Annotated in this window: 23 protein-coding genes and 4 tRNA genes; 22 read left to right on the top strand and 5 right to left on the bottom strand. The window is 42.0% G+C overall.

The genetic code is table 11. The features are described from left to right. The first annotated feature begins 6 nt into the window (after nt 1–6). Nucleotides 7–954, top strand: a complete 948-nt coding sequence (locus WDB87_RS15220) for a DMT family transporter (RefSeq protein WP_337850318.1) — start codon at nt 7–9, stop codon at nt 952–954. A gap of 34 nt (nt 955–988) precedes the next feature. Here WDB87_RS15220 and fldB read toward each other — a convergent pair whose 3' ends face one another. Then, complete coding sequence (gene fldB, locus WDB87_RS15215) at nt 989–1,510, bottom strand: flavodoxin FldB (RefSeq protein WP_004588002.1); 522 nt, start codon at nt 1,508–1,510, stop codon at nt 989–991. A gap of 106 nt (nt 1,511–1,616) precedes the next feature. Between fldB and xerD the strand changes: the two genes are divergently transcribed. From xerD to WDB87_RS15145, 14 genes are all read left to right on the top strand, one after another. Continuing rightward, nucleotides 1,617–2,543 carry a site-specific tyrosine recombinase XerD gene (gene xerD / locus WDB87_RS15210; RefSeq protein ID WP_286246176.1) on the top strand — a complete coding sequence of 309 codons (927 nt, stop codon included), beginning with the start codon at nt 1,617–1,619 and terminating at the stop codon, nt 2,541–2,543. A gap of 60 nt (nt 2,544–2,603) precedes the next feature. After that, nucleotides 2,604–3,332, top strand: coding sequence for a bifunctional protein-disulfide isomerase/oxidoreductase DsbC (gene dsbC / locus WDB87_RS15205; protein WP_286246177.1), 729 nt, complete (start codon nt 2,604–2,606; stop codon nt 3,330–3,332). Nucleotides 3,333–3,409: 77 nt separating this feature from the next. Then, a complete protein-coding gene (recJ, locus tag WDB87_RS15200) occupies nt 3,410–5,131 on the top strand; it encodes a single-stranded-DNA-specific exonuclease RecJ (RefSeq protein WP_337850317.1) in 1,722 nt (573 codons plus the stop codon). A 144-nt stretch (nt 5,132–5,275) separates the two neighbouring features. Continuing rightward, nucleotides 5,276–6,374 (top strand): peptide chain release factor 2 gene (gene prfB, locus WDB87_RS15195; RefSeq protein ID WP_096041210.1). Its coding sequence is split into 2 segments (ribosomal slippage): nt 5,276–5,350 and nt 5,352–6,374, totalling 1,098 coding nucleotides; the frame shifts between segments, so codons are not numbered across the junction. Nucleotides 6,375–6,400: 26 nt separating this feature from the next. Next, on the top strand, nt 6,401–7,936 hold the full coding sequence (lysS, locus tag WDB87_RS15190; protein WP_286246179.1) for a lysine--tRNA ligase: 1,536 nt from the start codon (nt 6,401–6,403) through the stop codon (nt 7,934–7,936). Between the two features lie 399 nt (nt 7,937–8,335). After that, the gene (locus tag WDB87_RS15185; RefSeq protein WP_024031585.1) at nt 8,336–8,518 is read left to right on the top strand and encodes a hypothetical protein; all 183 of its coding nucleotides are present in this window, start codon (nt 8,336–8,338) and stop codon (nt 8,516–8,518) included. 128 nt (nt 8,519–8,646) lie between these two features. Then, nucleotides 8,647–8,739, top strand: a tRNA-Ser gene (locus WDB87_RS15180). Nucleotides 8,740–8,774: 35 nt separating this feature from the next. Further along, nucleotides 8,775–8,851 (top strand) — tRNA-Arg (locus WDB87_RS15175). Nucleotides 8,852–8,999: 148 nt separating this feature from the next. Continuing rightward, a tRNA-Arg gene (locus WDB87_RS15170) sits at nt 9,000–9,076 on the top strand. Between the two features lie 147 nt (nt 9,077–9,223). Further along, nucleotides 9,224–9,300 (top strand) — tRNA-Arg (locus tag WDB87_RS15165). Nucleotides 9,301–9,918: 618 nt separating this feature from the next. Continuing rightward, nucleotides 9,919–11,094: an exo-beta-N-acetylmuramidase NamZ family protein gene (locus WDB87_RS15160; protein WP_337850316.1), complete on the top strand. Its 1,176-nt coding sequence runs from the start codon at nt 9,919–9,921 to the stop codon at nt 11,092–11,094. Nucleotides 11,095–11,103: 9 nt separating this feature from the next. Next, nucleotides 11,104–12,765, top strand: a complete 1,662-nt coding sequence (gene pbp4b, locus WDB87_RS15155; RefSeq protein WP_337850315.1) for a penicillin binding protein PBP4B — start codon at nt 11,104–11,106, stop codon at nt 12,763–12,765. 186 nt (nt 12,766–12,951) lie between these two features. After that, nucleotides 12,952–14,328: a Na+/H+ antiporter NhaC family protein gene (locus tag WDB87_RS15150; RefSeq protein WP_337850314.1), complete on the top strand. Its 1,377-nt coding sequence runs from the start codon at nt 12,952–12,954 to the stop codon at nt 14,326–14,328. Between the two features lie 286 nt (nt 14,329–14,614). Continuing rightward, nucleotides 14,615–16,282: a KAP family P-loop NTPase fold protein gene (locus WDB87_RS15145; protein WP_337850313.1), complete on the top strand. Its 1,668-nt coding sequence runs from the start codon at nt 14,615–14,617 to the stop codon at nt 16,280–16,282. Between the two features lie 68 nt (nt 16,283–16,350). On the opposite strand, the gene WDB87_RS15140 is transcribed toward WDB87_RS15145, so the two are convergent. From WDB87_RS15140 to WDB87_RS15130, 3 genes are all read right to left on the bottom strand, one after another. After that, the gene (locus tag WDB87_RS15140) at nt 16,351–16,974 is read right to left on the bottom strand and encodes a hypothetical protein (RefSeq protein WP_337850312.1); all 624 of its coding nucleotides are present in this window, start codon (nt 16,972–16,974) and stop codon (nt 16,351–16,353) included. Continuing rightward, nucleotides 16,961–17,464: a sigma-70 family RNA polymerase sigma factor gene (locus tag WDB87_RS15135; protein ID WP_337850311.1), complete on the bottom strand. Its 504-nt coding sequence runs from the start codon at nt 17,462–17,464 to the stop codon at nt 16,961–16,963. The genes WDB87_RS15140 and WDB87_RS15135 overlap by 14 nt, the downstream gene beginning before the upstream one ends. A 64-nt stretch (nt 17,465–17,528) precedes the next feature. Next, nucleotides 17,529–18,158 (bottom strand): energy transducer TonB, encoded by a 630-nt coding sequence (locus WDB87_RS15130; RefSeq protein ID WP_055020339.1) that lies wholly within the window; start codon nt 18,156–18,158, stop codon nt 17,529–17,531. 145 nt (nt 18,159–18,303) lie between these two features. Between WDB87_RS15130 and WDB87_RS15125 the strand changes: the two genes are divergently transcribed. Then, on the top strand, nt 18,304–18,810 hold the full coding sequence (locus WDB87_RS15125) for a DUF3087 domain-containing protein (RefSeq protein WP_337850310.1): 507 nt from the start codon (nt 18,304–18,306) through the stop codon (nt 18,808–18,810). A 33-nt stretch (nt 18,811–18,843) separates the two neighbouring features. Further along, nucleotides 18,844–19,293, top strand: coding sequence for a low molecular weight protein-tyrosine-phosphatase (locus tag WDB87_RS15120; protein WP_055020337.1), 450 nt, complete (start codon nt 18,844–18,846; stop codon nt 19,291–19,293). Nucleotides 19,294–19,338: 45 nt separating this feature from the next. On the opposite strand, the gene WDB87_RS15115 is transcribed toward WDB87_RS15120, so the two are convergent. Further along, a complete protein-coding gene (locus tag WDB87_RS15115) occupies nt 19,339–20,451 on the bottom strand; it encodes a TonB family protein (RefSeq protein WP_337850309.1) in 1,113 nt (370 codons plus the stop codon). Between the two features lie 329 nt (nt 20,452–20,780). Between WDB87_RS15115 and WDB87_RS15110 the strand changes: the two genes are divergently transcribed. The 5 genes from WDB87_RS15110 to WDB87_RS15090 all read left to right on the top strand — a co-directional run bounded on the left by WDB87_RS15110 (nt 20,781) and on the right by WDB87_RS15090 (nt 26,569). After that, nucleotides 20,781–21,404 (top strand): GTP cyclohydrolase II, encoded by a 624-nt coding sequence (locus WDB87_RS15110; protein ID WP_286246192.1) that lies wholly within the window; start codon nt 20,781–20,783, stop codon nt 21,402–21,404. An 80-nt stretch (nt 21,405–21,484) separates the two neighbouring features. Further along, complete coding sequence (locus WDB87_RS15105; RefSeq protein ID WP_055016554.1) at nt 21,485–22,273, top strand: BPSS1780 family membrane protein; 789 nt, start codon at nt 21,485–21,487, stop codon at nt 22,271–22,273. Then, the gene (locus WDB87_RS15100) at nt 22,273–22,725 is read left to right on the top strand and encodes a regulatory protein RecX (RefSeq protein WP_055016553.1); all 453 of its coding nucleotides are present in this window, start codon (nt 22,273–22,275) and stop codon (nt 22,723–22,725) included. Before WDB87_RS15105 ends, WDB87_RS15100 begins: the two co-directional genes overlap by 1 nt. 19 nt (nt 22,726–22,744) lie before the next feature. Then, entirely contained in the window at nt 22,745–25,345 is a 2,601-nt protein-coding gene (alaS, locus tag WDB87_RS15095; protein WP_337850308.1) for an alanine--tRNA ligase, read from the top strand. A 6-nt stretch (nt 25,346–25,351) separates the two neighbouring features. Continuing rightward, nucleotides 25,352–26,569: an aspartate kinase gene (locus tag WDB87_RS15090; protein WP_337850307.1), complete on the top strand. Its 1,218-nt coding sequence runs from the start codon at nt 25,352–25,354 to the stop codon at nt 26,567–26,569.

The raw sequence follows: 26,569 nt of genomic DNA, 5'->3' as shown, positions 1-26,569 counted from the left end.
ACTGCGGTGACGTTAAATTCTCGTGCTAGTGTGTTTATGCTGCTCTCTACATTTACCTTGGCGTTAAATAGCTTTATAGCCAAGTTACTTACCGATTACTTTAGCACCAGCGAAGTGGTTTTTTTACGGGTGTTTTTACCCGCGATTATTATGCTGGCTTTGGCGGCGGGTATTAAATGGCAACTGCCTAATAAATCAGCATGGCGAACCTTTGCTATTCGCGCAATTTTTATAGTGCTGTGCCAAAACTGCTTTTTAGTGGCGCTAAATACTTTAACGCTGGTGGAGGCGGTTATTTTATTTAGCACTGGGCCGTTATTTATACCGCTAATAGAGCGAGTACTTTTTAAAACTAAATTAAATTGGCTATTACTACCTACAATGGCGCTTATGTTTGCGGGTGTGATTATTCAAAATATTCATAGCGATGGCATACAATGGCGCTGGAGCTTATTAATTGGCTTAGGGGCAGGGGTTTTTAATGCTTGCTCGCAAATTACCTTGTTTAGAGCCAGTAAAATTAATCTCCCCATGATGGTAATAAACGGTTGGAGTTTTACGCTGGCCGCCATTTTTATGGTGCCGGTATTGATGTTTTCTTCCGGTGAGGCAAGCTTTTACCAAGGCTTTGCAATCGATATAAGCAATTACAGTTTATTACTGATGGTGGCATTAATTGGGTTTTCGACCGCTGCGACGCAGTTTTTTAGAGGAAAGGCGTACCGATTAGCGAGCTCTAACTCGCAGCTAGCACCGCTTATTTATTCTAACTTATTATTTGCGTTGTTATTTCAGCTAATTTTTTACGATACAACGTTAAGTCTATCGCAAGTAATAGGCTCAGCGCTTATTGTTCTGGCATGTATTATCAATACCTTTGCGCCTAATTGGCTATTGCAAAGGCAAGCAAAAATACGTGAAAAAAAGTGCGCTAAAAAACTGAGTTATTTGTAATGCGCTGGCCTAAACATGGTTTAGGCCAAACTCGTTATAGTGTTTCGCTATACTCTGTCATTATTTGTTCAACCCAGCTGGCTATGCGCTCGTCGCTTAGCTCGTATTGGCTGTCTTCATCTAGCGCGAGCCCTACAAAATGTTTGCCATCGGGAGTGAGCGCTTTTGACGCTTCAAACTCGTAGTTTTCATCGTTTGGCCAAAAACCAAGTTGCGTAAACGACTGGGTATTTATTTCATCGTGAAGCATACCAAGGGCGTCTTGAAACCATTGTCCGTAACCTTGTTGGTCGCCCATGCCAAATAAAGCAATGGTTTTACCATTTAGGTTTACATCTTTAATGTCATCCCACTTAGACTCCCAGTCTTCTTGTATTTCACCAAAATCCCATGTTGAAATACCAAAGATGATAAAGTCGTACTGCTCTGCATTTTTTAGTGGTTCGTCTTTAATATTGTGTAAGGTCACTACATCGGCGCCAATAAGGTCGCGAATTTTTTCTGCTGCCATCTCTGTGTAGCATGTAGTAGAGCCAAAAAATAAACCAATCTGCATCGTATTTATCACTGTGTAATTGCCTGTTATGATAGGGCGCAGTTTACCGTAAGGTATTTTTAATTGATACCTTCTACCGTGGGTATTACCAACATGAGATCACAACGTGACAACGCTACCTGACGATTTACCAGAGCAAAATACCGAGCTAAACAGTAATAGCGACTTTTTAGAAACTTTTTTAGATAGCTTGTATTTAGAGCAAGGTGTAAGCGAAAATACTTTAAGTGCGTATCGCAGCGACCTAGATAAGTTTTGCCAATTTTTTAAAGGCGATAACTTAATGACGGTAACCAGCTTAGATATAGAAAGTTACCTAGCGCACCGCGTAGATTTAGGGCTAAAACCACGTAGCACCGCACGCAGCATAAGTGCTTTAAAGCGGTTTTATCAGTATTTTGTACGTGAAAAACGTATCGCAAGCTCACCGCTTGAAAACATTGCTCAACCAAAAGCAGGTCAATCGCTACCTAAAACGCTCTCAGAGGCTGAAGTAGAAGCATTATTGAGTGCGCCAAATATTGAAGAGCCCATGGGGCTGCGCGATAAAGCCATGCTAGAGTTACTTTATGCAACAGGCTTACGTGTAACCGAACTTGTAGGGCTGCGTATGGAGCAAATTAACTTGCGCCAGTCGGTTGTGTTTGTAAAAGGTAAAGGCAACAAAGAGCGCTTAGTGCCGCTTGGCGAAGAAGCCATGTACTGGCTTGAGCAGTTTTTAAAAGGTGGGCGTGCGCAAATGATAAAACACGCCACCGATTTTGTGTTTCCGTCAAAACGTGGTGTAGGCATGACCCGACAAACCTTTTGGCATCGTATTAAACACTATGCTATTTTGGCGTGTATTGAGTCAGATTTATCGCCGCATACATTGCGTCATGCCTTTGCAACACATTTACTTAATCATGGTGCCGACTTAAGAGTAGTGCAGATGATGTTAGGGCACAGTGACTTATCGACAACACAAATTTATACCCATGTTGCCAATGAGCGATTAAAATCGGTACACTCAGAGCATCATCCGCGCGCTTAATATGAAATTTATTATCAGCTTAGCGGTCAATTTAGTATGTATTATTAGATAGAGAAAATTATGAAAAAATTAATGTTAGCAAGTGCAATGTTGTGCACAAGTATGAGTGCATTTGCAAATGGCGTAGCCACAACGCCAGATGCTAATGATCCTATTGTTACTAAATTTGCCACGTTAGGTGTAACCGTTAAGCAAATAAATCCAAGCCCTGTTGCTGGTTTAAAAGAGCTTATTACAAATAAAGGTGTACTTTACGCCAGCCCAGATGGCCAGTTCTTAATGCAAGGCACATTGATTGATTTAAACAACCGTAGCAACTTAACCGAGCAAGCGCTAAATGGTGTACGTGTTGAAGGCATTAAAGAATATGAAGACTCAATGATTGTTTATAAAGCGCCAAACGAAAAACACCAAATTACCGTGTTTACCGATATTAGCTGTGGCTATTGTCGTAAATTACACCGCGAATTAGACGACTTGCTTGATGCAGGCATTACTGTGCGCTACTTGGCGTTTCCGCGTGGTGGGCTGCAAGGTTCAGGCTATGCCGACTTAATGAATGTATGGTGTGCACGCGACCAACAAGAAGCACTAACAGAGGCTAAGTCAGGCGAAGATACAAAAGTGGTTGCCGGTTGTAGTGCGCCAGTAGCCGAGCATTACCAGCTAGGCCAAAGCTTTGGTATTAGCGGTACGCCAGCCATTATTTTAGAAGACGGTACAATGATCCCAGGCTACCAGCCTGCCGCCGCATTAAGTGCAGCGCTTGAGGCAAACAAAGCGTCTTAATAAGGCGCTTGCGTTTATTAAAAGGCCGTAATGGCCTTTTTTTGTTTTTTATTTTGAATTTATAAGTAAACCTCAGCATGAAAAAACTGATCATTGCGCGCGAAAAAGTAGGCGATTCTTACCTGCCAAACGATCTGCACCCTGTTATTAAGCAAATTTATGCCACACGTAACGTGCAAAATGCACACGAGCTAAATAATAGTGCAGCCACCCTAATCGACTTTAAACTGTTTAAAGATATCGACAAAGCCACCGAGCTATTAATTGATGCGCTGAATGCGCAAAGTCGCATTTTAATTGTTGGCGACTTCGATGCCGATGGCGCAACCAGTACTGCCACCTTAATGCAAGGCTTGGCCATGTTTGGCTTTAACAACTTAGACTACCTAGTACCAGATAGATTTAGTTTAGGTTATGGCTTAAGCCCAGCGCTTGCAGAGCAAATTGTAGATATAAAGCCAGAGCTGGTTATTACGGTAGATAACGGTATTTCGTGTATTGCAGGAATAGATATATTAAAAAAAGTGGGCATTAAAGTGCTGGTTACTGATCACCACTTACAAGGCGAGCAGCTCCCTAATGCCGATGCAATTGTTAACCCAAATCGCCACGATTGTAGTTTTCCATCAAAATCTATTGCCGGTGTAGGCGTTGCTTTTTACTTGCTTATAGCCCTTAGAAGCACGTTGCGTGAGCAAGGACACTTTGAAAACCACGCTATGCCAAACTTGGCCGACCTACTTGATATAGTTGCCCTTGGCACTGTAGCCGATGTCGTTGCGCTTGATGCAAATAACCGCACTTTAGTGCACCAAGGTTTAGCACGTATTCGCAGTGGTAAAACACGCCCAGGTATAACGGCACTTATTGAAGTGGCTAACCGAAACGCAGCACGATTAAGCGCCAGTGACTTTGGTTTTTCGCTTGCGCCGCGTTTAAATGCCGCAGGGCGATTAGACGATATGAGCTTAGGCATAGCGTGTTTGCTAAGTAATGATATAAACCAAGCCAGGCGCATTGCCAGTGAGCTTGATAGCTTAAACCATGCACGGCGTGAAATAGAGCAGGGCATGCAAGCCGAGGCGCAAGCTGTACTTGATAGACTCGCCTTTAACGACGACAACATTCCCGATGCTATTTGTTTATACCAAGAGGATTGGCACCAAGGTGTTATTGGTATTTTAGCGGGCCGCTTAAAAGAAAAGTACCACCGCCCAACTGTTATTTTTGCTGGTGGCGAAAACGGTGAAATAAAAGGTTCGTGCCGCTCAATTGAGGGGCTACACATGCGCGACCTACTCGAAGGGCTAAATACCACCGACCCGCACTTAATTAATAAATTTGGCGGCCACGCCATGGCGGCAGGCTTGAGTATTAATGAGCAAAATTTTAATGACTTTAAAAATGCGTTTGATGCCGCTGTAAGCGCGCAGTTAAGCGAAGAAAGTAAACGCTGTATTGTATTTACCGACGGCGAGCTGCCAAACGAGTGCTTTACAATGGACTTTGCCCAACTATTAAAGCAATCAGGCCCGTGGGGGCAGCAATTTCCTGAGCCGGTATTTGAGCACACCTTTGAAGTTATTCAACAGCGTATAGTAGGCGAAAAACACTTAAAGCTGGTGCTTAAACATCAATCTGGGCGATTAGTTGACGCTATTGCCTTTGGCATTGATGTAAAAGCATGGCCCGACACCGAAGCTCGTTTTGTTAAAGTGGCGTATCAGCTCGACATAAACGAATTTAGAGGCAAGTTTAGCCTGCAATTAATAGTAAGAGAGCTTGAAAAAGTGCATTAAAAAATATGCACAATGCATGCATAAAAGGCTAATAAAGCGCGCGGTTTTTTGTTAAAATCGGGCGTTTTTATCATTTGACGATAATTTATTGCGTTTAGTGCTAATTTTAGCGCGCAATAATCTAGCCATTTTGGAGTAATGTACATGTTTGAAGTGAATCCTGTGATTAATCAAATCAAGGAAATTCGCGAACGTACTGAACTGCTTCGGGGGTACCTTTGACTACGCTCACAAACAAGAGCGCCTAGAAGAAGTAAACGCCGAACTTGAAGATTCAGCCGTATGGAATGAACCTGAGCGCGCACAAGCACTTGGCCGTGAAAAATCAGCCTTAGAGGCCGTTGTTGAGACAATCGACAACTTGGTAGCGGGTGCTGACGACGTAGAAGGTTTATTAGAGCTTGCAGTAGAAGCAGAAGACGAAGACACGTTTGTTGAAGCGCAAACCGAACTAGAAGGCTTAAATAAACAGCTTGAGGGTTTAGAGTTTCGTCGTATGTTTTCGGGCTCTCACGATGCAAACGACGCTTACCTTGATTTACAGTCGGGGTCGGGCGGTACTGAAGCGCAAGACTGGTGTAACATGTTATTACGCATGTATTTACGCTGGGGTGAAGCTAAAGGCTTTAAAGTTGAGCTAGTAGAAGCAACTGACGGCGATGTAGCCGGCATTAAAGGTGCAACAGTACGCTTTGTGGGCGAATACGCATACGGTTGGCTGCGCACAGAAACAGGGGTACACCGTTTAGTACGTAAAAGCCCATTTGACTCAAGTGGTCGTCGTCATACTTCGTTTGCTTCTGCGTTTGTTTACCCAGAAGTAGATGACAATATTGAAATTGATATTAATCCGGCTGACTTGCGTATAGACGTTTACCGTGCATCGGGCGCGGGTGGTCAGCACGTTAATACCACCGAGTCGGCAGTACGTATTACTCACGTACCGACCAACACGGTTGTACAGTGTCAAAATGAGCGCTCGCAACACAAAAATAAAGCCCAAGCAATGAAGCAGTTAAAAGCAAAATTATTTGAGCTTGAACTTCAGCAGCAAAATGCTGAAAAGCAATCGCAAGAAGACGCAAAATCGGATATTGGCTGGGGAAGCCAAATTCGTTCTTACGTACTTGATGATGCGCGCATTAAAGATTTACGAACTGGCGTTGAAAACCGTAATACGCAATCGGTACTTGACGGGAACCTAGACAAATTTATTGAAGCCAGCCTAAAATCTGGCTTATAACCACCAAGCTAAAAAAGAGCTAAAAAATGACTGATCAAATCCAAGACGAAAATAAGTTAATCGCTGAGCGTCGCGGCAAATTAGACGCTATTCGCGAAAATTGCCCAGCCAACGGTCATCCTAATCAGTTCCGTCGTGAACATTACACGGCTGATTTACAGGCTGAGTTTGGTGATAAGAGTAAAGAAGAGCTGGTAGAGCTTGCGCACGTTGTATCAATTGCTGGCCGTATTTTAGCTAAGCGTGGTCCTTTTATGGCCATTCAAGATATGAAAGGCCGCGTTCAAGCTTACGCATCTAAAGATGTGCAAAAAGATTTAAAAGCAAAATATGGCCAACTAGATATTGGCGATATTATTGGTGTTAAAGGCGCACTTAATAAATCAGGTAAAGGCGATTTATACGTAGAAATGACTGAGTACGAACTACTTACTAAGTCACTACGCCCATTACCAGAGAAGTTTCATGGCTTATCAGATCAGGAAACTAAGTACCGCCAACGTTATGTTGATTTAATTACTAACGAAGCAACGCGCGAAACATTCCGTATTCGCTCACAAGTAGTTGAAGGCATTCGTCGCTTTTTAGCAGAGCGCGACTTTATGGAAGTAGAAACGCCAATGCTACAGGTTATTCCTGGCGGTGCATCTGCGCGTCCGTTTGTGACCCACCATAACGCACTTGATATAGACATGTACTTACGTATAGCGCCTGAGCTTTACCTTAAGCGTTTAGTGGTAGGTGGTTTTGACCGCGTATTTGAAATTAACCGTAACTTCCGTAACGAAGGGTTATCAACGCGTCACAACCCAGAATTCACTATGATTGAGTTCTACCAAGCGTACGCTGATTACATCGATTTAATGAACATTACCGAAGACATGCTACGTACAGTTGCAACTAACGTTTTAGGTAGCCCAATTGTTGTTAATACAACTAAAGACGAAAACGGCGAAGTTATCGACTCAGTAGAGTACGACTTTGGCAAACCGTTTGAGCGCCTAAGTATGGCTGATGCTATCTTAAAATATAACCCTGAGTTTGATGCTGCGGTATTTAATGACCCAGAAAACCACTTTGAAGAATTAAAAGCGTACGCTAAACAAGTGCACGTTAAAATTCCTGATAATTGTGTATGGGGCCCAGGTAAGTTTTTATGTGAAATATTTGAAGAGACGGCTGAGCACATGCTTATCCAACCTACATTTATTACAGGCTACCCGTGGGAAGTATCGCCACTAGCTCGCCGTAACGACGAAAACCCATTTGTTACCGACCGTTTTGAGTTTTTTGTTGGTGGGCGTGAGCTTGCAAATGGCTTCTCGGAGCTTAACGATGCACAAGATCAAGCAGAGCGCTTTACTCGCCAAGTTGAAGAAAAAGACGCCGGCGATGATGAAGCAATGCACTACGATGAAGACTACATACGCGCACTAGAGTACGGCTTACCGCCTACTGCCGGTGAAGGTATTGGTATTGACCGCTTAGTCATGTTATTTACTGATTCACCAACCATTAAAGATGTTATTTTGTTCCCGCATATGCGCCCACAAGCTGACTAAGTTTAAATTAAAAAAATAAACACTAAAAACGCCGCTAAATTTTAGCGGCGTTTTTGTATGAGTATAAAAATAAGCGCCAATGCAGTAAAAGTTGGAGAGTAAACTGCTTTATAAAACAGACGAAAGAGAGGATAAGATTGTTCTCTTTTTAATTAATTAGTACTAAACTAAATTTTAAAGCTAGTTATTAGTACTTATTAATAGTTAATTCAGATTAGGTTATTTAATGTAGCTTTGTTTTAAATAACCTTAATGACAGTGCTATAACGTAATTTTATGACTGTTTTTTAAACATAATGTTGTATTTATGTAAAAAACTTAGCTAGAATACGCCAAAATTTTGAGCTGGGTTAAAATAGCACGCTAAATATGAATTCTCAAATGGACTTAGAATATAATATGAAAGACAACCGAGTTGAAGAATCGCCAGAAACCGATACAACAGAGCAAAAGCGACAAGCATATTACCGAGCCTGTATTGCAGAGTTTCAGCAATTAGGTTACCAAGAGCAATATTTAGCGCAGCTAAAAGATGATTTAGTGCCTTTAATGGGCGTTAACCCGCAAGACAAAAACATTTAAATCGTATACTTTTCAAACCAATTATATAATTAATGCCTACTTATGCGCGTTCTGTAACCAGATAGTCATTTTTGACATAAAAGTGTTTGACATATTTTCTGAAATCTTTATTATACGCCCCACAAGACGGAGAGGTGTCCGAGTGGCCGAAGGAGCTCCCCTGCTAAGGGAGTATAGAGTTTGTAGCTCTATCGAGGGTTCGAATCCCTCCTTCTCCACCATTTCTTTTAATGGCAAGTCTTGTAAAGTAAAGATTGGGCGCATAGCTCAGCTGGATAGAGTACCTGGCTACGAACCAGGCGGTCGGAGGTTCGAATCCTCCTGCGCCCACCACTCTTTACACACTCTGCTTAGAGTATAAATAAGTTAAAGTGTTTGGTTTGTAACCAAATCGGTCGGAGGTTCATTCTTACAAGATACGTCCTGCTTCCAACACTTTTTACACACTCTGCTTAGAGTATAAATAAGCAACAGTAAAAGTGGGCGCATAGCTCAGCTGGATAGAGTACCTGGCTACGAACCAGGCGGTCGGAGGTTCGAATCCTCCTGCGCCCACCACTTTTACATCACTCTGCTTAGAGTATAAATAAGTATAAAGTGTTGGCTAAAGCCAAGCGGTCGGAGGTTCATTCTTAGAAGTTACGTCCTACGCACATCACTTTTACATCACTCTGCTTAGAGTATAAATAAGTTAAAAATGAAAGTGGGCGCATAGCTCAGCTGGATAGAGTACCTGGCTACGAACCAGGCGGTCGGAGGTTCGAATCCTCCTGCGCCCACCACTTTCATAAACTCTGCTTAGAGTATAAATAAGTAGAAAGTGTTGGCTAAAGCCAATCGGTCGGAGGTTCATTCTTAGAAGTTACGTCCTACGCCCACCACTTTCATATATAAGCCGACATAAGCGTCGGTTTTTTTGTGCCTGAAATAAAGTAAAGCATGTATTTAGATAAAGTACCTTAACTGCGAATCAAGCAGTCTGAGGTTCACTCTTAGAAGAGACGTCCTGCGCCCATCACTTTCATAGATAAGCCGACATTAAGTCGGTTTTTTTGTGCCTGAAATTTGAGAAAGTTTTCAGTTTTCAGTTTTCAGTTAAGCCAAAGAAACACCCCTGTTAAAAATTTCAGCGTAGACGCAGAGCTTGCTCGCGTGAGAAGCGCAGCTTCTAATTACTTATTACAAATACCCAAAACCATTTACGAGCGATGCTCGTCGCGCCAGCAAGCTGAGCGCCTACGGGTGAACCTTAAACTCTGAGTTAAATTATTGTAGACGCAGAACTTGTTCGCGTGAGAAGCGCAGTTTCTAATTACTTACGTATCTACTCAAAAACCATTCACTGCTCTTTAACTTAAGCTGTGGTATTTTAAACACCTTGTTTAAAAGGATCTTGCTGTATGTTTAAAGCCGTATTTATCACCTTTGTATTTCTATTTAGCAGCTTATTTAATGTGAGCGCAAAGCAAAGCGAAGCGCAAAATACCCCCGTGGTTGGCGCTGCGCAGTTCGCACATTATTTACCGCAATTAAAAAACAAACGTGTTGGCCTTGTGGTAAACCAAACATCACTTGTTGCAAACACGCATTTAGTCGATGCCTTACTCACTAAAAATATAAACATAACCAAAATTTTTGCACCTGAGCATGGCTTTAGAGGCGATCACGATGCCGGTGCCCATGTTAAAAATGCAGTTGATAGCAAAACCGGTATCCCGCTTATTTCTATTTATGGCAAAAACAAAAAACCAAGCGCCGAAGCGCTTAGCAATGTAGATGTTATTATTTTTGATATACAAGATGTGGGTGTACGCTTTTATACCTACATAAGCTCTATGCATTACATGATGGAAGCCGCAGCCGAGCAAGGTACTGAGTTTATTGTGCTTGATAGGCCAAACCCCAATATTGCCTACGTTGATGGGCCAATACTTGAGCGCGAATTTAAATCGTTTGTAGGTATGCACCCAATACCTGTGCTGCACGGTATGACGGTAGGTGAGCTTGCAAAAATGATCAAAGGCGAAAGCTGGATCAATAAAGCGGCTGATTTAAAGCTTGCTGTGATCCCGGTTGATCATTACACGCGCTCAACATCCTACAGTTTACCTGTAAAACCCAGCCCTAATTTACCGAACGATCAATCAATTGCGCTTTACCCGTCGCTGTGCTTTTTTGAGGCAACACCTATAAGTATTGGCAGAGGCACCGACTTTGCGTTTCAGGCAATTGGCTACTCGCCCGTTGCGCTTGGAGATTTTAGTTTTACACCACGATCTATTAAAGGCGCGGCAGCAAACCCTAAATTTAAAAATACCCCTGTAAAAGGGCTCGATTTACGCACGGAAAATGCGCATGGGCTTAATTTAAGTTACTTAATAACGGCTTATAATCAATTATCTAAAAATAATATTACCTTTTTTGAACGCGCTGATTTTATGGATAAACTAGCTGGCACTAATAAGTTACGTTTAGCTATTGAAGCAGGGCAATCAGAGGCACAAATAAAACAAAGTTGGCAGCAAGGGCTTAAGGCATTTAAAAAGCAACGAGCGCCATATTTACTGTACAACTAAGGGTTATAAATGGCGTTAGTAATAAATACAAAAATAAGCACTTATTTTAAAGCCGCTTTAGTCGCACTTATAGGCCTTACACTTGCAGCGTGTAGCAGCAACAAGGCTAATGACTTTACAGCGAGTGAGCTTAAGCAAAGTAAATTAGTAACGCTTCCAAACGCACAAGTCGTGGTTACTTTTCCTGAAGCGAACCCAAGTAGCCGTGAATACGTAAATAACCGGGGTACTTTTAAAGCGTACAAAGGGCGAGGGCAGTTATTAATTCAAAATAATAACGCGATAAGCGCCGATATTTTTATAAACAACCAAAAGCTTAATATTACCAACCAACTAGCCGAGAATACTTTATACGAGTATTCGCTCGCAAGGCGCACTCATAACGGGGTAAACACATTTAAAGTTGAAAATATTAAGCCTAAAGGCGCAAGCCTTACTTTACGCTTTGAGTTTCCCACGTTAAATACCGCTGCGCAAAGTAATATAGACTTTAGCCAAGTAGATGCCTTGATAGAAAAAGACGTAAAAGCAGGTTTTCCAGGGGCGGTATTGGCCGTTGTAAAAAGTGGCGAACTCATAAAGCTTAGCGCCTATGGCGATGCCAAGCAGTACCAACAAAGTGATTTAATGCTACTACGCCCAGAGCCAATGCAAACACACACTTTGTTTGATTTAGCGTCGAACACTAAAATATTCGCCACTAACTTTGCCCTTATGAAACTAGTAAGCGAAGGGCTTTTAAATATAAACAAGCCCGTGCAAAGTTATTTGCCCGAATACAAAGGCGATGGGCGCGAGCTGCGCACAGTAAAAGATTTACTCACGCATACAGCGGGTTACCCGCCGGTGTTCGACTTTCATCGTAAAAGTGCTAAAAACGGCGATGCGTATTTTTCGCAAAACAGCCAAACCACTAAGCAGTTGTTACTTACACAAGTACCGCTAAGTAATAAATACCCCGCACAAGCAGTTTACTCAGATATTGATTACATGATTTTAGGCGTACTGGTCGAGCGCATAACCAAGCAACCACTCGATGACTACCTAGAGCAACACATTTACGCCCCACTTAAACTAACCAATACGGTATTTAACCCACTTAAAAAGGGCTTTGAACGCGCTGAATTTGCAGCTACCGAGCTTAGCGGTAATACCCGCGATGGGCGTATTGAGTTTGATAATATTCGCACTAATGTTTTGCAAGGCGAAGTGCACGACGAGCGGGCATTTTACTCGTTTGATGGCGTAGCAGGGCATGCGGGTTTATTTAGTAATGCGCCCGATTTAGCGGTGCTTTGCCAAGTGCTATTAAACCAAGGTGGTTTTGGCAATACCCAGTTGTTTAGCGCATCAACCTTAGCGCAGTTTTTAACGCCACAATTAAACAACGAAACCTACGGCCTTGGTTTCAGGCTTGCAGGTAACAATCAAGCTAGGCGTTGGCACTTTGGCCCTTACGCAAGTGCACAAGCGTATGGCCACACCGGTTGGACGGGCACAGTTACTGTAATAGATCCAACCTACGATTTTGCCATTATTTTATTGACCAATGCGCGCCATACACCAATAAAAGGTACCCAAAAACATTACCAATTTTTGGGCAAACAATACGAGACCGCGCAATATGGCTCGGTGGTATCGCTTATTTACGAAGCACTACTAAATCAATAAATTATCGTTTAGGTTAAAATGGCCTAAGTGCAGTACCTTAAGTGATTTATTTGCAGGTGACTTAACTAAGCCAATCCATTAAGCTAAGCGGTTTACAAATTCAGGCCATATTTTTAAAACGGCTTGCAAAATAAGCGTTTCAACGTGAATAAGCGAACGCACTTCGCTATTAATAAAGGTTAACTTATGTCTTGGTATTCTATATTACCGCCGCTCATTGCTATCGCCATCGTGTTTTGGCGCAAAGAAGTAATAATGGCACTTTTGGTGGCCGTGGCTTCATCAGAACTTTTACTCGCAATACAAGGCGAGGGTAATACCTTATTTGCTACATTTTTAAATACCATTGAGCGCATAATATCGGTAGCCAGCTCGCCAGGTAACACCCGCATTTTAATATTTAGTATTATGATTGGTGCCTTGCTTGCCTACATTCGCGAATCGGGCGGCGTAGCAGCCACCGTTAATATGCTAATGAACAAAGGCATTGCAAAAAGTAAGCGCCAAGTTGGCTTTTTAACCATGTTTACCGGCATCGCGGTGTTTATAGAATCAAACCTAAGTGTATTAACCTCAGGTATTGTATCGCGCGGCTTGTTCGACAAATTTAAAATGAGTCGAGCGCGCCTTGCTTACATTATTGATAGCACCAGTGCACCAGTATGTATTTTAATACTGCTTAACGGCTGGGGCGCATTTGTGCTGGGGTTACTTGGCAATTATGAGCTAAGCGAATCGGCAGTTTCTATTTTATGGGGTAGCGTAGGGTATAACTTTTACGCCATTATCACGCTAGTTATTGTGTTTTACACCATCGCGTTCGATAAAGTGCACGGCCCAATGAAAGAAGCCGAGCAAAAGCTAGAGCTGCAAAAAACCGACCTAAAAGAAGAAGTAAAAGGCTCTAAAGCGCGCTTTATGCTAGTGCCACTGCTTACCTTAATTGTAAGCATGGTAGGCTTTATGTTTTACACTGGTAACGGTGTATTAGCAGAAGGTAGCGGCTCTAAATCGGTATTATACGCAACGGTGCTTGCCATTATTGTTGCCTACATTTTAATGATCAGCTCACGCCAATTTACTCACCATCAATTAGTAGACACCGGCTTTAAAGGCATGGGCGAGCTATTACCATTGGTGAGCATTGTATTGCTTTCACTTACATTAGGCGCAAGCTTAAAAGAGCTAGGCACCGGCGTATTTGTCGCATCGCTAGTAGGCGACTATTTACCAATTTATTTAATTGTACCTGTGCTGTTTGTCACCGGCGCGGTTATGTCGTTTACTACGGGTACATCGTGGGGCACATTTGCCATACTCATTCCTATTGGCGTACCACTTATTCAAGAGCTTGGCCTACCGCCATCACTTGTAGTGGGTGCTATTTTGGGTGGCGGCATATTTGGCGATCACTGCTCGCCTATATCCGACACCAGCGCCGTATCGGCACTCGCCTCGGGTTGTGACTTACTCACCCACGTTAAAACACAGCTACCGTACGCATTATTTGGCGGCGCACTCACGTTTATAGCGTACTTAGTAACAAGCATAATTGTGTTATAAACACATTTTAAAATAAGACAATTTCAAACACTCAAAAGCCTGCTTAATCGCAGGCTTTTTTGTTTACACGTAGGTTGGGTTGAGTGACACGAAACCCAACGGTTCGCCAATTTATTTCACTGCTTTAAAGCCGAGTATATACACTTTTTTTGGCGCTTAGCTTGTTAGCGCATTGGGTGTGAGCTTGAACTAAATATATTAAAATAATTAAAAAATTTCACAGGCCTCACGTTTACCTATTGATATGTGGCACTATGTGAAAAATGATTATTGTAAAGGGAATTAAATGCACGATATTAAAGACTTCTACTGGAAAACTGAAACTAACCGTAAGGTAGAAGAATATTTTCCTGCTGATAAATTAGACCGTGCTCGCTACGCCACGTTCTTATCAAGATTATTGGCTCAAGAAGGTTTTGACGAAACCAGACCTGATGAAGAGCAAAAGAAAAATTATGTATTAAATCTCAATGCTGAATGGGGGGCAGGTAAAACCTATTTTCTTAAGCGTTGGTCACGAGAATTAATAGTAGATTACCCTGTAGTTTATATTGATGCATGGCAGCAAGATTATTCGGACGATCCATTTTTAACTGTAATTGCAGGTATCATTAAGCAGCTTAAACTTCAGGCTAAGTTTAATATAACAATACCTAAAAGTGCCGTTTCGATGTTTAAGGCTGTCGCACCTGCAATTGCACAAGGCTTAACTAAAAAAATATCAGGTATCGATTTAGATGAGCTACACACATTACTATTTTCTGATGATGAAATAGATAGTGAACAAAATCAAAATTCCAATAAGCTAGCTGTTAGCGACTTTTCGCCTGCTGTAAAGGCGCTTGCGCAAAACTTAATTAAAGATCATGAAGCTAAAAACAAAAGCATTGAAGTAATAAAGTCTAAGTTAGATGATTGGGTCAGTAAGTTTGAAAAGCAGGAAGGTAAGTCGTTACCTATATTTATTTTTATTGATGAATTAGACCGTTGTCGCCCAAGTTATGCAGTAGAAATGTTAGAGACGATTAAACATATTTTTGATGTTAAAGGTATTGTATTTGTTGTGGCAACAGATACAGGGCAACTCCAACATACAATCAAATCGATATACGGTGAAGGGTTTGACGCCAAGGTTTATTTAGGCCGTTTTTTTAACAGTCGTTACAGTTTAAAACGACCTGTTTTAAAGGATTTTTTATTAGTACATAGCGATACAACTAAATTTGAATCTGCGTATTTAGAAAGTAAAAATATTGAAATACTCCCTCGTACTGAAACCCCAGAAACTGCCTTAGCTAATATCTCAGTTGTATTAGATGCATTCCAAGTACCTCCAAGAACAGCTATTCAAATTACTGAACGCATTACTGCCATTATTGTAAATTTACCAAATGGTAAAAAAGTAGATGTACTCGTACTCGCTGTTTTGTTTTGTATCTATGAAAAAGATCATCCGCTTTATGAAGAAATTATAAATGGTAGGTTCAAAAGAACAAAACGAGGTAATGAAAGTAAGATCATAGATATTAGCCTAGCTGACTTCTTACAAAAGGATATATCAGAAGAGTATTTATCAGCCGAGTTAATCTATTTTATTGATCCACTGTTATACACCTCTCAATTCTATAACGGCCGCTTCGTTCCTAAAGATAATAAGTACTTTGAGGGAAATTATCCTATTTCACTATCTAAATTTATTGAGAATACCTTCTGTAAAACCTTTGATTTACATGTAGTTGATTTCAACGTTATTTATTCTAGTGGTGAGGATTTAACGGAACTGCAAAACGCAGAAAAGGCGTTAGCACAGCATAAAATAGAAGCTTCTCCAGAAGTTACTTTATTATGGCTTAATTATATCTATATCAAAAATGAATACAACAAAATTACTAAAGAGCAATATCGTGATTTTATAGAGCTTTCCTCACCATTAGATTATATGGGCGATAGTTAACTACCTCAGTGCAGCGCGAAGCGCCTCTGTGTTCTCGGTGGTAATAAACATTAACTGAGCTAAACCACCTAAGCCCCACACTGCCTAACTCCAGCACCCGCATGTTTAAGCGCTATAATCTGCCCTTTGCCATTATGTGCCATAGCCAGCATATCACCCGTATTTATATTACTTTCTACTGCATGCCTTCCCTTTAAATCACTTAAGAGCGACTGTTTAATTTGCACTAGTACTTCGTCATTACAGCTGGCTATGTACCAGTCGTTATCGACCTTTACGAGCGTGCCGTATTCTATGTGGCGTTGTTGGTGTAAGCGTAAGTTATTGGCGTGTTGAGTGTCGAGTGCATGTTTTTGCTCGGTAATAGCGCTTGTGTAACTGCCTGATGGGGTTATTTCGTGAGTTTTTATAATTGAGTAGTCGTGAATGTCTATAGTCTTAAATGAGCTGTTAAGCACGGTTTTTGGCGCGTGAATAACGCCATTACTGCTATCAAACACAATAAATGCGAACACGCCCAGTGCACAGGCGAGGCTAGCAAGTTGTAGAGTAAAGCCGAACTTTTTAGGCTTTGTGTGCGTGGCTTTATTAAGTAACGCTTTTTGCTGCGAAGCAGTGAGCGTAGTGCGCGCTTTTCGCTCTTTGTAATGTTGAGTGAGCTTTTGGTCAAACTGCTCATCAGGCTTGTTCATTGTTTGCTCCTAATAAACGTTTAAGGTTTTGTTTGGCATAGCGCAACCGCGTTTTTACGCTCTCATGGTTGCTTTGGGTTATAAGCACTATGTCGGCAAGGCTAAAGCCTTCTTGTTGTAAGGTAATGGCTTCGCGCTGTACAAAGCTTAGCTGTTTAAGTGCACTATCGAATGCTTGATAACTTATATTGCTCTGCTCATTTTGCTGCGCGGGTAGATGGGTGTTTTCGTCAAGCTCTACAAAGCGCTGCTGTTTGCGGTATTCGTCTATGAGTGTGTTGCGCGCGAGTTTAAATAACCAGGCTTTTGGCGTGGTTTGCGCTTGGTAAAGGTGGCGTTTTTCGATTACCTTTAGCCACGTTTGTTGGCTTACGTCGTATGCTAAATGTGTATTAGATTGCGTTACGAGATAATGGTACAAGTCGTTACTGTATAAGGCAATAAGCTGCTCTAAGTGGCGGTTGTCGCCACTTTTTACGTAACTTGCCATGCAATCCTTGCTTGGCGTTTCAAATAACCATGACTTAATACTTAGTAGCATAGGCTCATCGCTTTTATTGTTGTAATTTAAAATCGAGCTGTACGGTTTGACCTGTTTGTAATTGTGCCACACCTTCAATTACTTTGGGGCGATATTTCCAGCGTTTAATGGCTCTTATTGCTTCGCGGTCAAAGGTGCGTTTTGGCTCTGCGTTAATCACTACTGGGTTTATTACTTCGCCGGTGGGCGAAATGCTAAAGCTAAGTTGTACCCAGCCTTCAATGCCATCGCGAGCAGCAGATGTTGGGTATTTAGGGTTTATGCGCACTATGGGCGTTGCATCCCCAGTAGGGCGGCTAATGGTGCTATTTATATCATCACCAAAGTCGTCAATAGTGACCGGCATTACTTCGTTTATAGCAATTACAGGGTCGTTTGCGGTATCTATTGGTGGTGCCTTAGGCGGTGTTTTTGGCACCGGCGGTGGCGGCTGTATTTTTGGTTTTTGATTTACTTGTGAATCCTCTGGGACTTGAAAAATCTCCACAATAATATCGCCGCCAGGTTTAATAGGTGCGCGCTGCTCGCCAGATATTAAATATTGCATAAACGCAAAAGCGGCAAAGGTCATTACTGCGCCGCCAATAACGGCGGTTGATGTTTTAATGAATGCTGAATTATTGGGTACTTCAAGTGTGTGCATAAGCCGCTCCGAGTAAACTTATTTGGGTTATTTAAAAGCTATAACGGGGGGCAAATCAAAAAGGGGTTAAATAATTTTATAAAAATTGCGGGGTTTAGTTACAATAGCGTTTTGTATTCTTTTACTTATAAATTTTTAGGCTGTTATGCAACTCATACAAATAGATAAAGCACGTTACCGCAAGCATTTAAATCGGGTAATTGCAGGTTGTGCAGCGGGTTTGGCTGTTGGCAGCTTGGCGATATCGCAAACATTAATTGCGCTATTTCCTGATGAAAGCGGGAGCCATTTTCATTGGAATTTAACCGGTGTTGTTATAACCAGTTTAGCCATTGGCTGGCTGTTAAATAAATACCGTACCCATAGTTTTATGACCGAAGTAGTGTACGTGTGGGAGCTAAAACAAGCGCTTAATAAAATAACCCGCAAAATGCCAAAGCTAAAAGCGGCAGGGCGCGAGGGCAATGCCGATGCACTGTTAGCGATTCATTATAGTTATGCGGGCTCGCGGCTTTTATGGCAGCTTGACGATAACACCATTACCATGGACGAGTTAGCTATAAAACAAGCGGAGCTTGATAGTGTGGCGAGTAAGTATAACCTGACTTTAAATGCTGATGACTATAACGAGTCTATATTAAAACAGTTTTAAGCCTAGGGTGTTAAATTAGCTAAAGGAGCCTTAATGAAAAAAGTACTTATAGTGTGTTTAGGTAATATTTGCCGCTCGCCAACAGCAGAGGCGGTATTAAAAGCGCGCGCTAAAAAATTAGGTGTAGAGGTAAAAGTAGACTCGGCAGGGACTATTGGCTACCACGAAGGTAAAACACCAGATAGCCGTTCAATGGCTGCTGGAGAAAAACGCGGTTATAGCTTTAAAGGAATTTTTTCGCGCCCAGTGCGCAGCAGCGATTTTACTGAGTTTGATTTAATTTTAGCGGCCGACACACAAAACTTAGCTGACTTAAAAGCAAAGTGCCCCACCCATTTACATTACAAGCTGGCGCTATTTTTAGAATACGGCGAGCAAAGCCAAAGCGCCATACCCGACCCATACTACGGCGGCGATGACGGCTTTGAAAATGTGCTTGATTTAATAGAAGCCGCTAGCGATAAAATACTCGCAAAGCTTTGAATAAAGTTACCTAAACAAAAAAGACGCGATTTAACACCTTGCGTGTTATCTGGCTATTTTAAAGTCGAGCTGTACTTGCGTACTTGCAACAACGGGCTGGCCGTTTTCAAATTTTGGTGCATAACGCCATTTTTTAAGTGCTGTAAGTGCTGACCTTTCAAACTCTTTACCACCTTGTGAGCTAACTACCTCTGGGTTTTTAACAAAGCCTGCGGTATCTACATCAAATTCAACAACCACTATGCCGTCTCGCATTTGGCGCGCTTTGTTTTGTGGGTACTCAGGGTTTTCACGGTATATAGGTGTTTGCTCTTGTGTTTCTTTCCACGGCACCATTTTAGCAATTGCTAAACAATGCTTAGTGGCTTGCTCGCTTTGGCCTGTTTTTTCGTAAAGGTTAACTAGCTTTGAGTGCGCAGTAAGCTCAGCGTTGTGATCAAAGCTTAAGTTGTTATCAAATACCGATACAACATGGTTTAGTCGTTCAATGGCTTCATTGTATTTTTTCTTACCTTGAGCAAATGATGCCATTAAAAAGTCGGCTTTAATGCGCTCTACGGTGTTGTCGTCTAGGTTATTACGGTAGTAGTCATCGGCTTGGTTAAGCAGTGTTTTAGCTTTATGGTATTTTTTATGGGCAAATTTTTTGGCTAGCAATGAGGCTGCTTCAAACTGCATGTCGGCAACAAATTTAGGGTTGTTTTGTGTTTTAGCTATTTTAATTACACGGTCGTAGTCGTTATCGGCTTGATAGGCTGAGTCAGTGTTTTCTGCTTTGCCAATTAGCGCATCGATTGTTTCTATTGCATTTTCACCGTGGTTGCTTGCCAGTATTGAATAGGCTTGCGAGTACAGCTCGTAACGCATTTCGGTTACATTTTTTTTGCTGCTTATTGTGCGTGGCGCTGTAATTGCTTTGGCATAATTAATAGCAAGGCTTGCGGTGTTATCACTTTTGTCACCATAAAAAGAAAGCCCCGTAGTGTAGGCTAGTTTGGCAGCTTGCTCTATGTTTTCATCTTTTTTTACAGCCGTTAAATAACTTTGGTATGCATCAGAAAAGGCAGCTTTTTCATCGTTTACTTGGCTTGCTTTGGTCTGGCTTACAAAAGCCGTAAAGGTTAATCCTATTACTAAGGCGAGGTGTTGTGCTTTCATAATAATCCCTATTAGTGTTCAATCTAGAAACAAAATACCACAAGTGAGAATAGTAGTCATTATTGTTTATGCGCTTTGCTTTTACATTAATAAGCTCAAAACACAATTGTGAAGTAAATTTAAAATAGCAAAGCAGAGTGTGGTTGTCACCTTTTTAGGTAAGTGCAGTGGCTGTTCAAAGCGGTATTTTTATTACGAGTAAATATTGAAAACAGTGGCTGCCGTCGCCATATATTTGCCATAAACTATGTTGTACTACGATCTAAATTTAAACGTTTGTGATATTATCACCTCATGGTGTCGTAGTTATTTAATTATTTGGATTTGTCGTGGCGCAAGTAAGAGCAAGAGCCCAGCTAAATGTTGGCAAAAATAGTGATATTCCCGCAGAGATAGTGTCTTTTAGTGGCTTAAAAGACGGCCAAGAACACGTTGCGTTTGTATTTAATAATGCTGATGTAAATCAAAATGTGCCGCTTATTCGCATGCACTCTGAGTGTTTAACCGGTGATGTGTTTCATTCATCGCGTTGCGATTGCGGCGAGCAGCTAAACGAATGTATTGAAATGATGCACGAACAAGGCGGCGTGTTATTGTATTTACGCCAAGAAGGCCGTGGCATTGGTTTATATAATAAAATTGACGCTTACGTGCTGCAATCACAAGGTATGAACACCTACGAGGCTAACAATCACTTAGGCTTTGCTGATGACTTACGTGATTTTTCGGATGCGGTATTAATGCTTAACGCTCTTAATTTAAACCACGTTAAATTAATGACCAATAACCCTAAAAAGCTTAATGCATTAAAAGATGCGGGCATTGAAGTAGACACGGTTATTGGCACCCATGCGCACATTAAAGCAGGGCTTACAGGTAACAAAGCGTACCTAGAGACCAAAATAAAACATGGCGCGCATATGTTAGATATTAAAAAAATTAAAAAACCTTAACTATTTAATCATGTAGTGTCTGTTAATCCCCCCTCACGCCAAGTTATACTTGGCGTGTTTTGTTTAATCTAAGAGCCAGTATGTCTAACGAGTTACGAATTTTTAAAGCCGATGCCGGGCTAAAGTGGTTTAAAGCCGGTTGGCATATTTTTAAAACCCAGCCATTTACCTTTGTAGTGATGCATTTATTAATAGGCATAGTGGGCTTACTGTCGTTATTTTTACCTTTACTGCAAGTTGTTGCAGCTCTTGCTACGCCTTTTTTAACCGCTGGTTTTTATCAAGCGGTACTTAGCAAACAGCAAGGCGGTAAAATTATGCTGGCCGACATACTTAAACCTTTTAGCGCAAAAGGTAACCGTTTAGGGCTGCTACGTTTAGCGCTTTACCAAATGGGAGCGGGTATTTTAATGGCCTTGTTAGCCAATAGCTTATTTGCTGATGCCGTGGCTATTATGAGCCAAGAGGGGCTTGATCCTAACATTGCGCTTGAGCAAACCTTAAATAGTATTTCGAGCGCAAGTGTAGTGCTATTTTTAGTGGCAATGGCGGTGTATTTAATGGCGTTTGCTTACGCGGTACCGCTGATTTATTTTAGTAAAGAAAAACGCATTTTAACGGCGCTTAAAAATTCGTTACTGGTTTTTTATCATAACCTGTTCGCATTGAGTGTTTTTGGTATTATTTGTGCGTTATTTATGGCGCTTTCTATGTTCTTATCGTTCTTACCGCTGTTGATTTTAATGCCAATTTGCTACATTAGTTTCTTTGTATCTTATCAGGCTATTTTTATGCCAGTTGTACCGCCAAGTGACGATAGTAATGTTAAACCTCTTAGCAGTGAACAAAGCGGGCGCTTTGACGCTTAATGGATGATAAGTTAAAACAAAAACTTAAAAACTATGTACTGTGGTTACTTGGGCGCCAAGAGTATTCGCGCCGCGAGTTAACCTTTAAGCTTCAACAAAAAGAAGCCAGCGATGAGTTTATAGAAACCCTGCTTAATTGGTGCGAAGAGCACAATTTTATTAACGAGCAACGCTATTGCGAAGGGTTTGTCAGAAAACACATCTTTAAAGGCCATGGCTTAAAGCGCATTCAAAGCGAAGCCATAGGCAAAGGGATTGACCGTTCACTACTTGAAAGAGTGGTTGAAGAGCTTGAAATAGACTGGTTTGAGCTTGCGCAGGAAGCGTACAACAAAAAGTATTCCACTACACCGGCAAACCTCGAGTACAAAGATAAAGCCAAGCGCGTGCGCTACTTAATGTACCGAGGATTTAGCTACGATGAAATTGATTTTGCAATGCAAGCACAGTAAATACAGGTGAGATTTTCACATGCAGCACATGACTACGGCACAACTTAGGCAACAGTTTTTAGACTTTTTTGCCAGCAAACAGCACCAAATTGTCCAATCGGCTTCACTTATTCCGGGTAACGATGCCACCTTGTTATTTAACAATGCGGGTATGGTTCCTTTTAAGGATGTGTTTTTAGGCGCAGAGACTCGCCCTTACACGCGTGCTACAAGTGCACAGCGTTGTGTGCGTGCTGGTGGTAAACATAACGATTTAGAAAACGTAGGTTACACAGCGCGTCACCATACATTTTTTGAAATGCTAGGTAACTTTAGTTTTGGCGATTACTTTAAACAAGACGCTATTAAGTTTGCGTGGGAGTTTTTAACTGAGGTTGTTAAATTACCACAAGAAAAACTACTTGTTACTATTTACCACGACGATGAAGATGCATTTGGCTTTTGGCACAACGATATTGGCCTAAGCGAAGATCGTATTATTCGTATTGCTACCTCAGATAACTTTTGGTCAATGGGTGATACTGGCCCGTGTGGCCCATGTTCTGAAATATTTTACGATCACGGTGAGCACATTTGGGGTGGTCCTCCGGGCTCGCCTGAAGAAGATGGCGACCGCTTTATCGAAATTTGGAACCTAGTATTTATGCAGTACAACCGTCAAAGCGACGGTACTATGGAGCCACTGCCTAAACAATCTGTTGATACAGGTATGGGCCTTGAGCGTATTGCTGCCATTTTACAAGGTGTGCATTCAAACTACGAAATCGACTTGTTCCAAGGCTTAATTGCAGCTGCGGCAAGCGTAACTAACGCACAAGACATGAACGATAAGTCACTTCGCGTAGTGGCTGATCATATTCGTTCGTGTGCGTTTTTAATTTCTGATGGTGTTATGCCATCAAACGAAGGCCGTGGTTATGTACTTCGTCGTATTATTCGCCGTGCTGTTCGCCATGGTAACAAGCTTGGTGCACAAGGCGCATTTTTCTACAAATTAGTAGCTGCGCTTATTGAACAAATGGGCCAAGCCTATCCAGAGCTTGCAAAGCAGCAAGAGATTATCGAAAAAGTACTACGCATCGAAGAAGAGCAATTTGGTAAAACACTTGAGCGTGGCTTAGCTATTTTAGAAGAAAGCCTAAGCGAGCTTAAAGGCGATGTTATTCCTGGTGACTTAGTATTTAAGCTATACGACACCTATGGTTTCCCGGCTGACTTAACAGCCGATGTAGCCCGTGAGCGCCAAATGACAATAGACCATGCAGGCTTTGAAGAGTGCATGGCTGTACAGCGTAAAACAGCGCAAAAAGCGGGTAAGTTTGGTGCAGATTACAACGAGCAATTAAAATCAGAAAAACACACTGAGTTTAAAGGCTACGACAGCACACATCACAGCGCGACAGTGGTAGAAGTGTTTACAAATGGTGAGTCGGTTTCTATTTTAGAAGACGGCCAACAAGGCATTGTTGTACTTAACCATACGCCATTTTACGCTGAATCGGGCGGTCAAACAGGCGATACTGGTACCATTACTGTTGCAGGTGGCGAGTTTAGTGTGACTAACACTACTAAACTGGGTAATGCGTTTGCACACCACGGTACTGTACAAGGGCGCATTGCAGTTAACGATAAAGTAGATGCAACTATTGATGATGCACGCCGTGAACGCATTAAGAAAAATCACACAGCTACGCATATTTTACACGAAGCACTGCGCCAATTATTAGGTGAACACGTAAGCCAAAAAGGCTCGCTGGTTGAACCTGAACGTTTACGTTTTGACTTCTCGCACTTTGAAGCTGTTACTAAAGATGAGCTACGTGAAATTGAGCGTGTAGTTAACGATGAAATTCGTCGTAACTTTGCCCTGAACACTGAGCTTATGGCGATTGATGATGCTAAGGCAAAAGGGGCTATGGCGCTGTTTGGCGAAAAGTACGACGATGAAGTACGCGTAGTAACCATTGGCGATTACTCAATTGAGCTGTGTGGTGGTACGCACGTAGAGCGCGCAGGCGATATTGGTTTATTCAAAATTGTATCTGAAAGCGGTATTGCTGCAGGCGTTCGCCGTATTGAAGCGGTAACCGGGGCAGATGCAGTAGCTTATGTGAGCGAGCAAGAAAAACAACTTAACGATGTAGCGGCGCTGGTAAAAGGTGATAGCGCATCGGTACTTGAAAAAGTAACAGCGCTTCTTGAAAAGTCTAAAGGTCTGGAAAAGCAAATTGCACAGCTTAACGATAAACTAGCCAGTGCAGCGGGTGCGTCTTTACTTGATTCGATTGTTGAAATTAATGGCGTTAAGCTATTAGTGGCAAACGTTGAAGGAACTGAATCTAAAGCGCTTCGTGGCATGGTTGATGACCTTAAAAACAAGATTGGCTCAGGTGTTATTGCACTTGGCGTTGCCAGTGGAGAGAAAGTGAGCTTAATTGCCGGTGTAACGAAAGATTTAACCGGTAAAGTTAAAGCCGGTGAGCTTGTGAACCACATGGCTTCTCAAGTAGGCGGTAAAGGGGGCGGTCGTCCTGATATGGCGCAAGCGGGTGGTTCACAGCCTGAAAACTTAAACGCCGCGCTTGATAGCGTAACAGCTTGGGTAACAGAGAAAGTTTAAGCTTACGTGGCACTTATTGTCCAAAAGTTTGGCGGCACTTCGGTTGGCTCTATTGAGCGAATAGAAGCGGTCGCCGACCTTGTTGTTAAAACTAAGCAGCAAGGGCATCAAGTGGTTGTGGTTCTTTCGGCCATGTCGGGAGAAACCAACCGCTTAATTAACCTCGCGAAACAAATAGATACTCGCCCGAGTAGCCGAGAATTAGACGTACTTATTAGCACAGGAGAACAGGTTTCTGTTTCGCTCCTTGCTATGGCTATTATAAAGCGTGGCCATTCAGCTGTAAGCCTACTAGCCGATCAGGTTAATATTCAAACCGATAACATGTTTGGTAAAGCCCGTATTGAAGAGGTTGCTGCGACGCGTTTAAAGCATGAGCTTGAGCATAATCGGATTGCGATTATTGCCGGTTTTCAGGGGCGCGATGTAGAGGGCAATATTACAACCCTTGGACGCGGTGGCACCGATACCTCTGCGGTAGAAATTGCCGCGGCGATAAAAGCCGACGAATGTCAGATCTATACCGACGTTGATGGCGTATACACTACTGATCCTCGTGTAGAACCAAACGCACAGCGAATGCGCCATGTAACGTTTTGCGAAATGCTAGAGCTGGCAAGCTTAGGCGCAAAAGTATTGCATATTCGTGCTGTTGAGTCGGCAGGCAGGCATAAAATGCCGCTAAGGGTGCTTTCGAGTTTTAAGCCCGATGAAGGAACGCTAATAAGTTTTGAGGAGAGCGATATGCCAACTAAGGTTGTGTCGGGGATTGCGTTTAATCGTGACGAATGCTTGATAAAGGTACATGGCGTACCATACTGTGTTCATTCTATTACAAAAATTTTGAAACTTTTTGCAGAAAATGGCATCGAAATAGATATGATTAGTCAAGTTAATCATAACTTTGAAAAAATAGACTATGCTTTTACTGTGCATTCAAATGACTATTTGCAAGCACACGATTTACTCACTCAACAACAGGTAAATCTGCAGGCTGATAGCATTTCTAGTGATACAACCGTTGCAAAAGTGTCGGCTGTTGGTATAGGAATGAAGTCTCACAGCGGTGTAGCGCATCAATTTTTTGATGCATTGGCGCAAGAAGGCATACACATAGTTTTAGTATCGACGTCTGAAATCAAGGTATCGGTTTTAATAGACGAGAAGTATTTAGAACTAGCAGTAAGAGCGTTACACTCAGAATTTTTAACAGAAAATGGATAG

The sequence above is a fragment of the Pseudoalteromonas sp. C12FD-1 genome, assembly GCF_037414265.1.
In the GTDB taxonomy this organism is placed as follows: Bacteria; Pseudomonadota; Gammaproteobacteria; order Enterobacterales; family Alteromonadaceae; genus Pseudoalteromonas.
The sequence above is the reverse complement of the archived record's forward strand: the minus strand, read 5'-3'. Positions and strand labels throughout refer to the sequence as shown.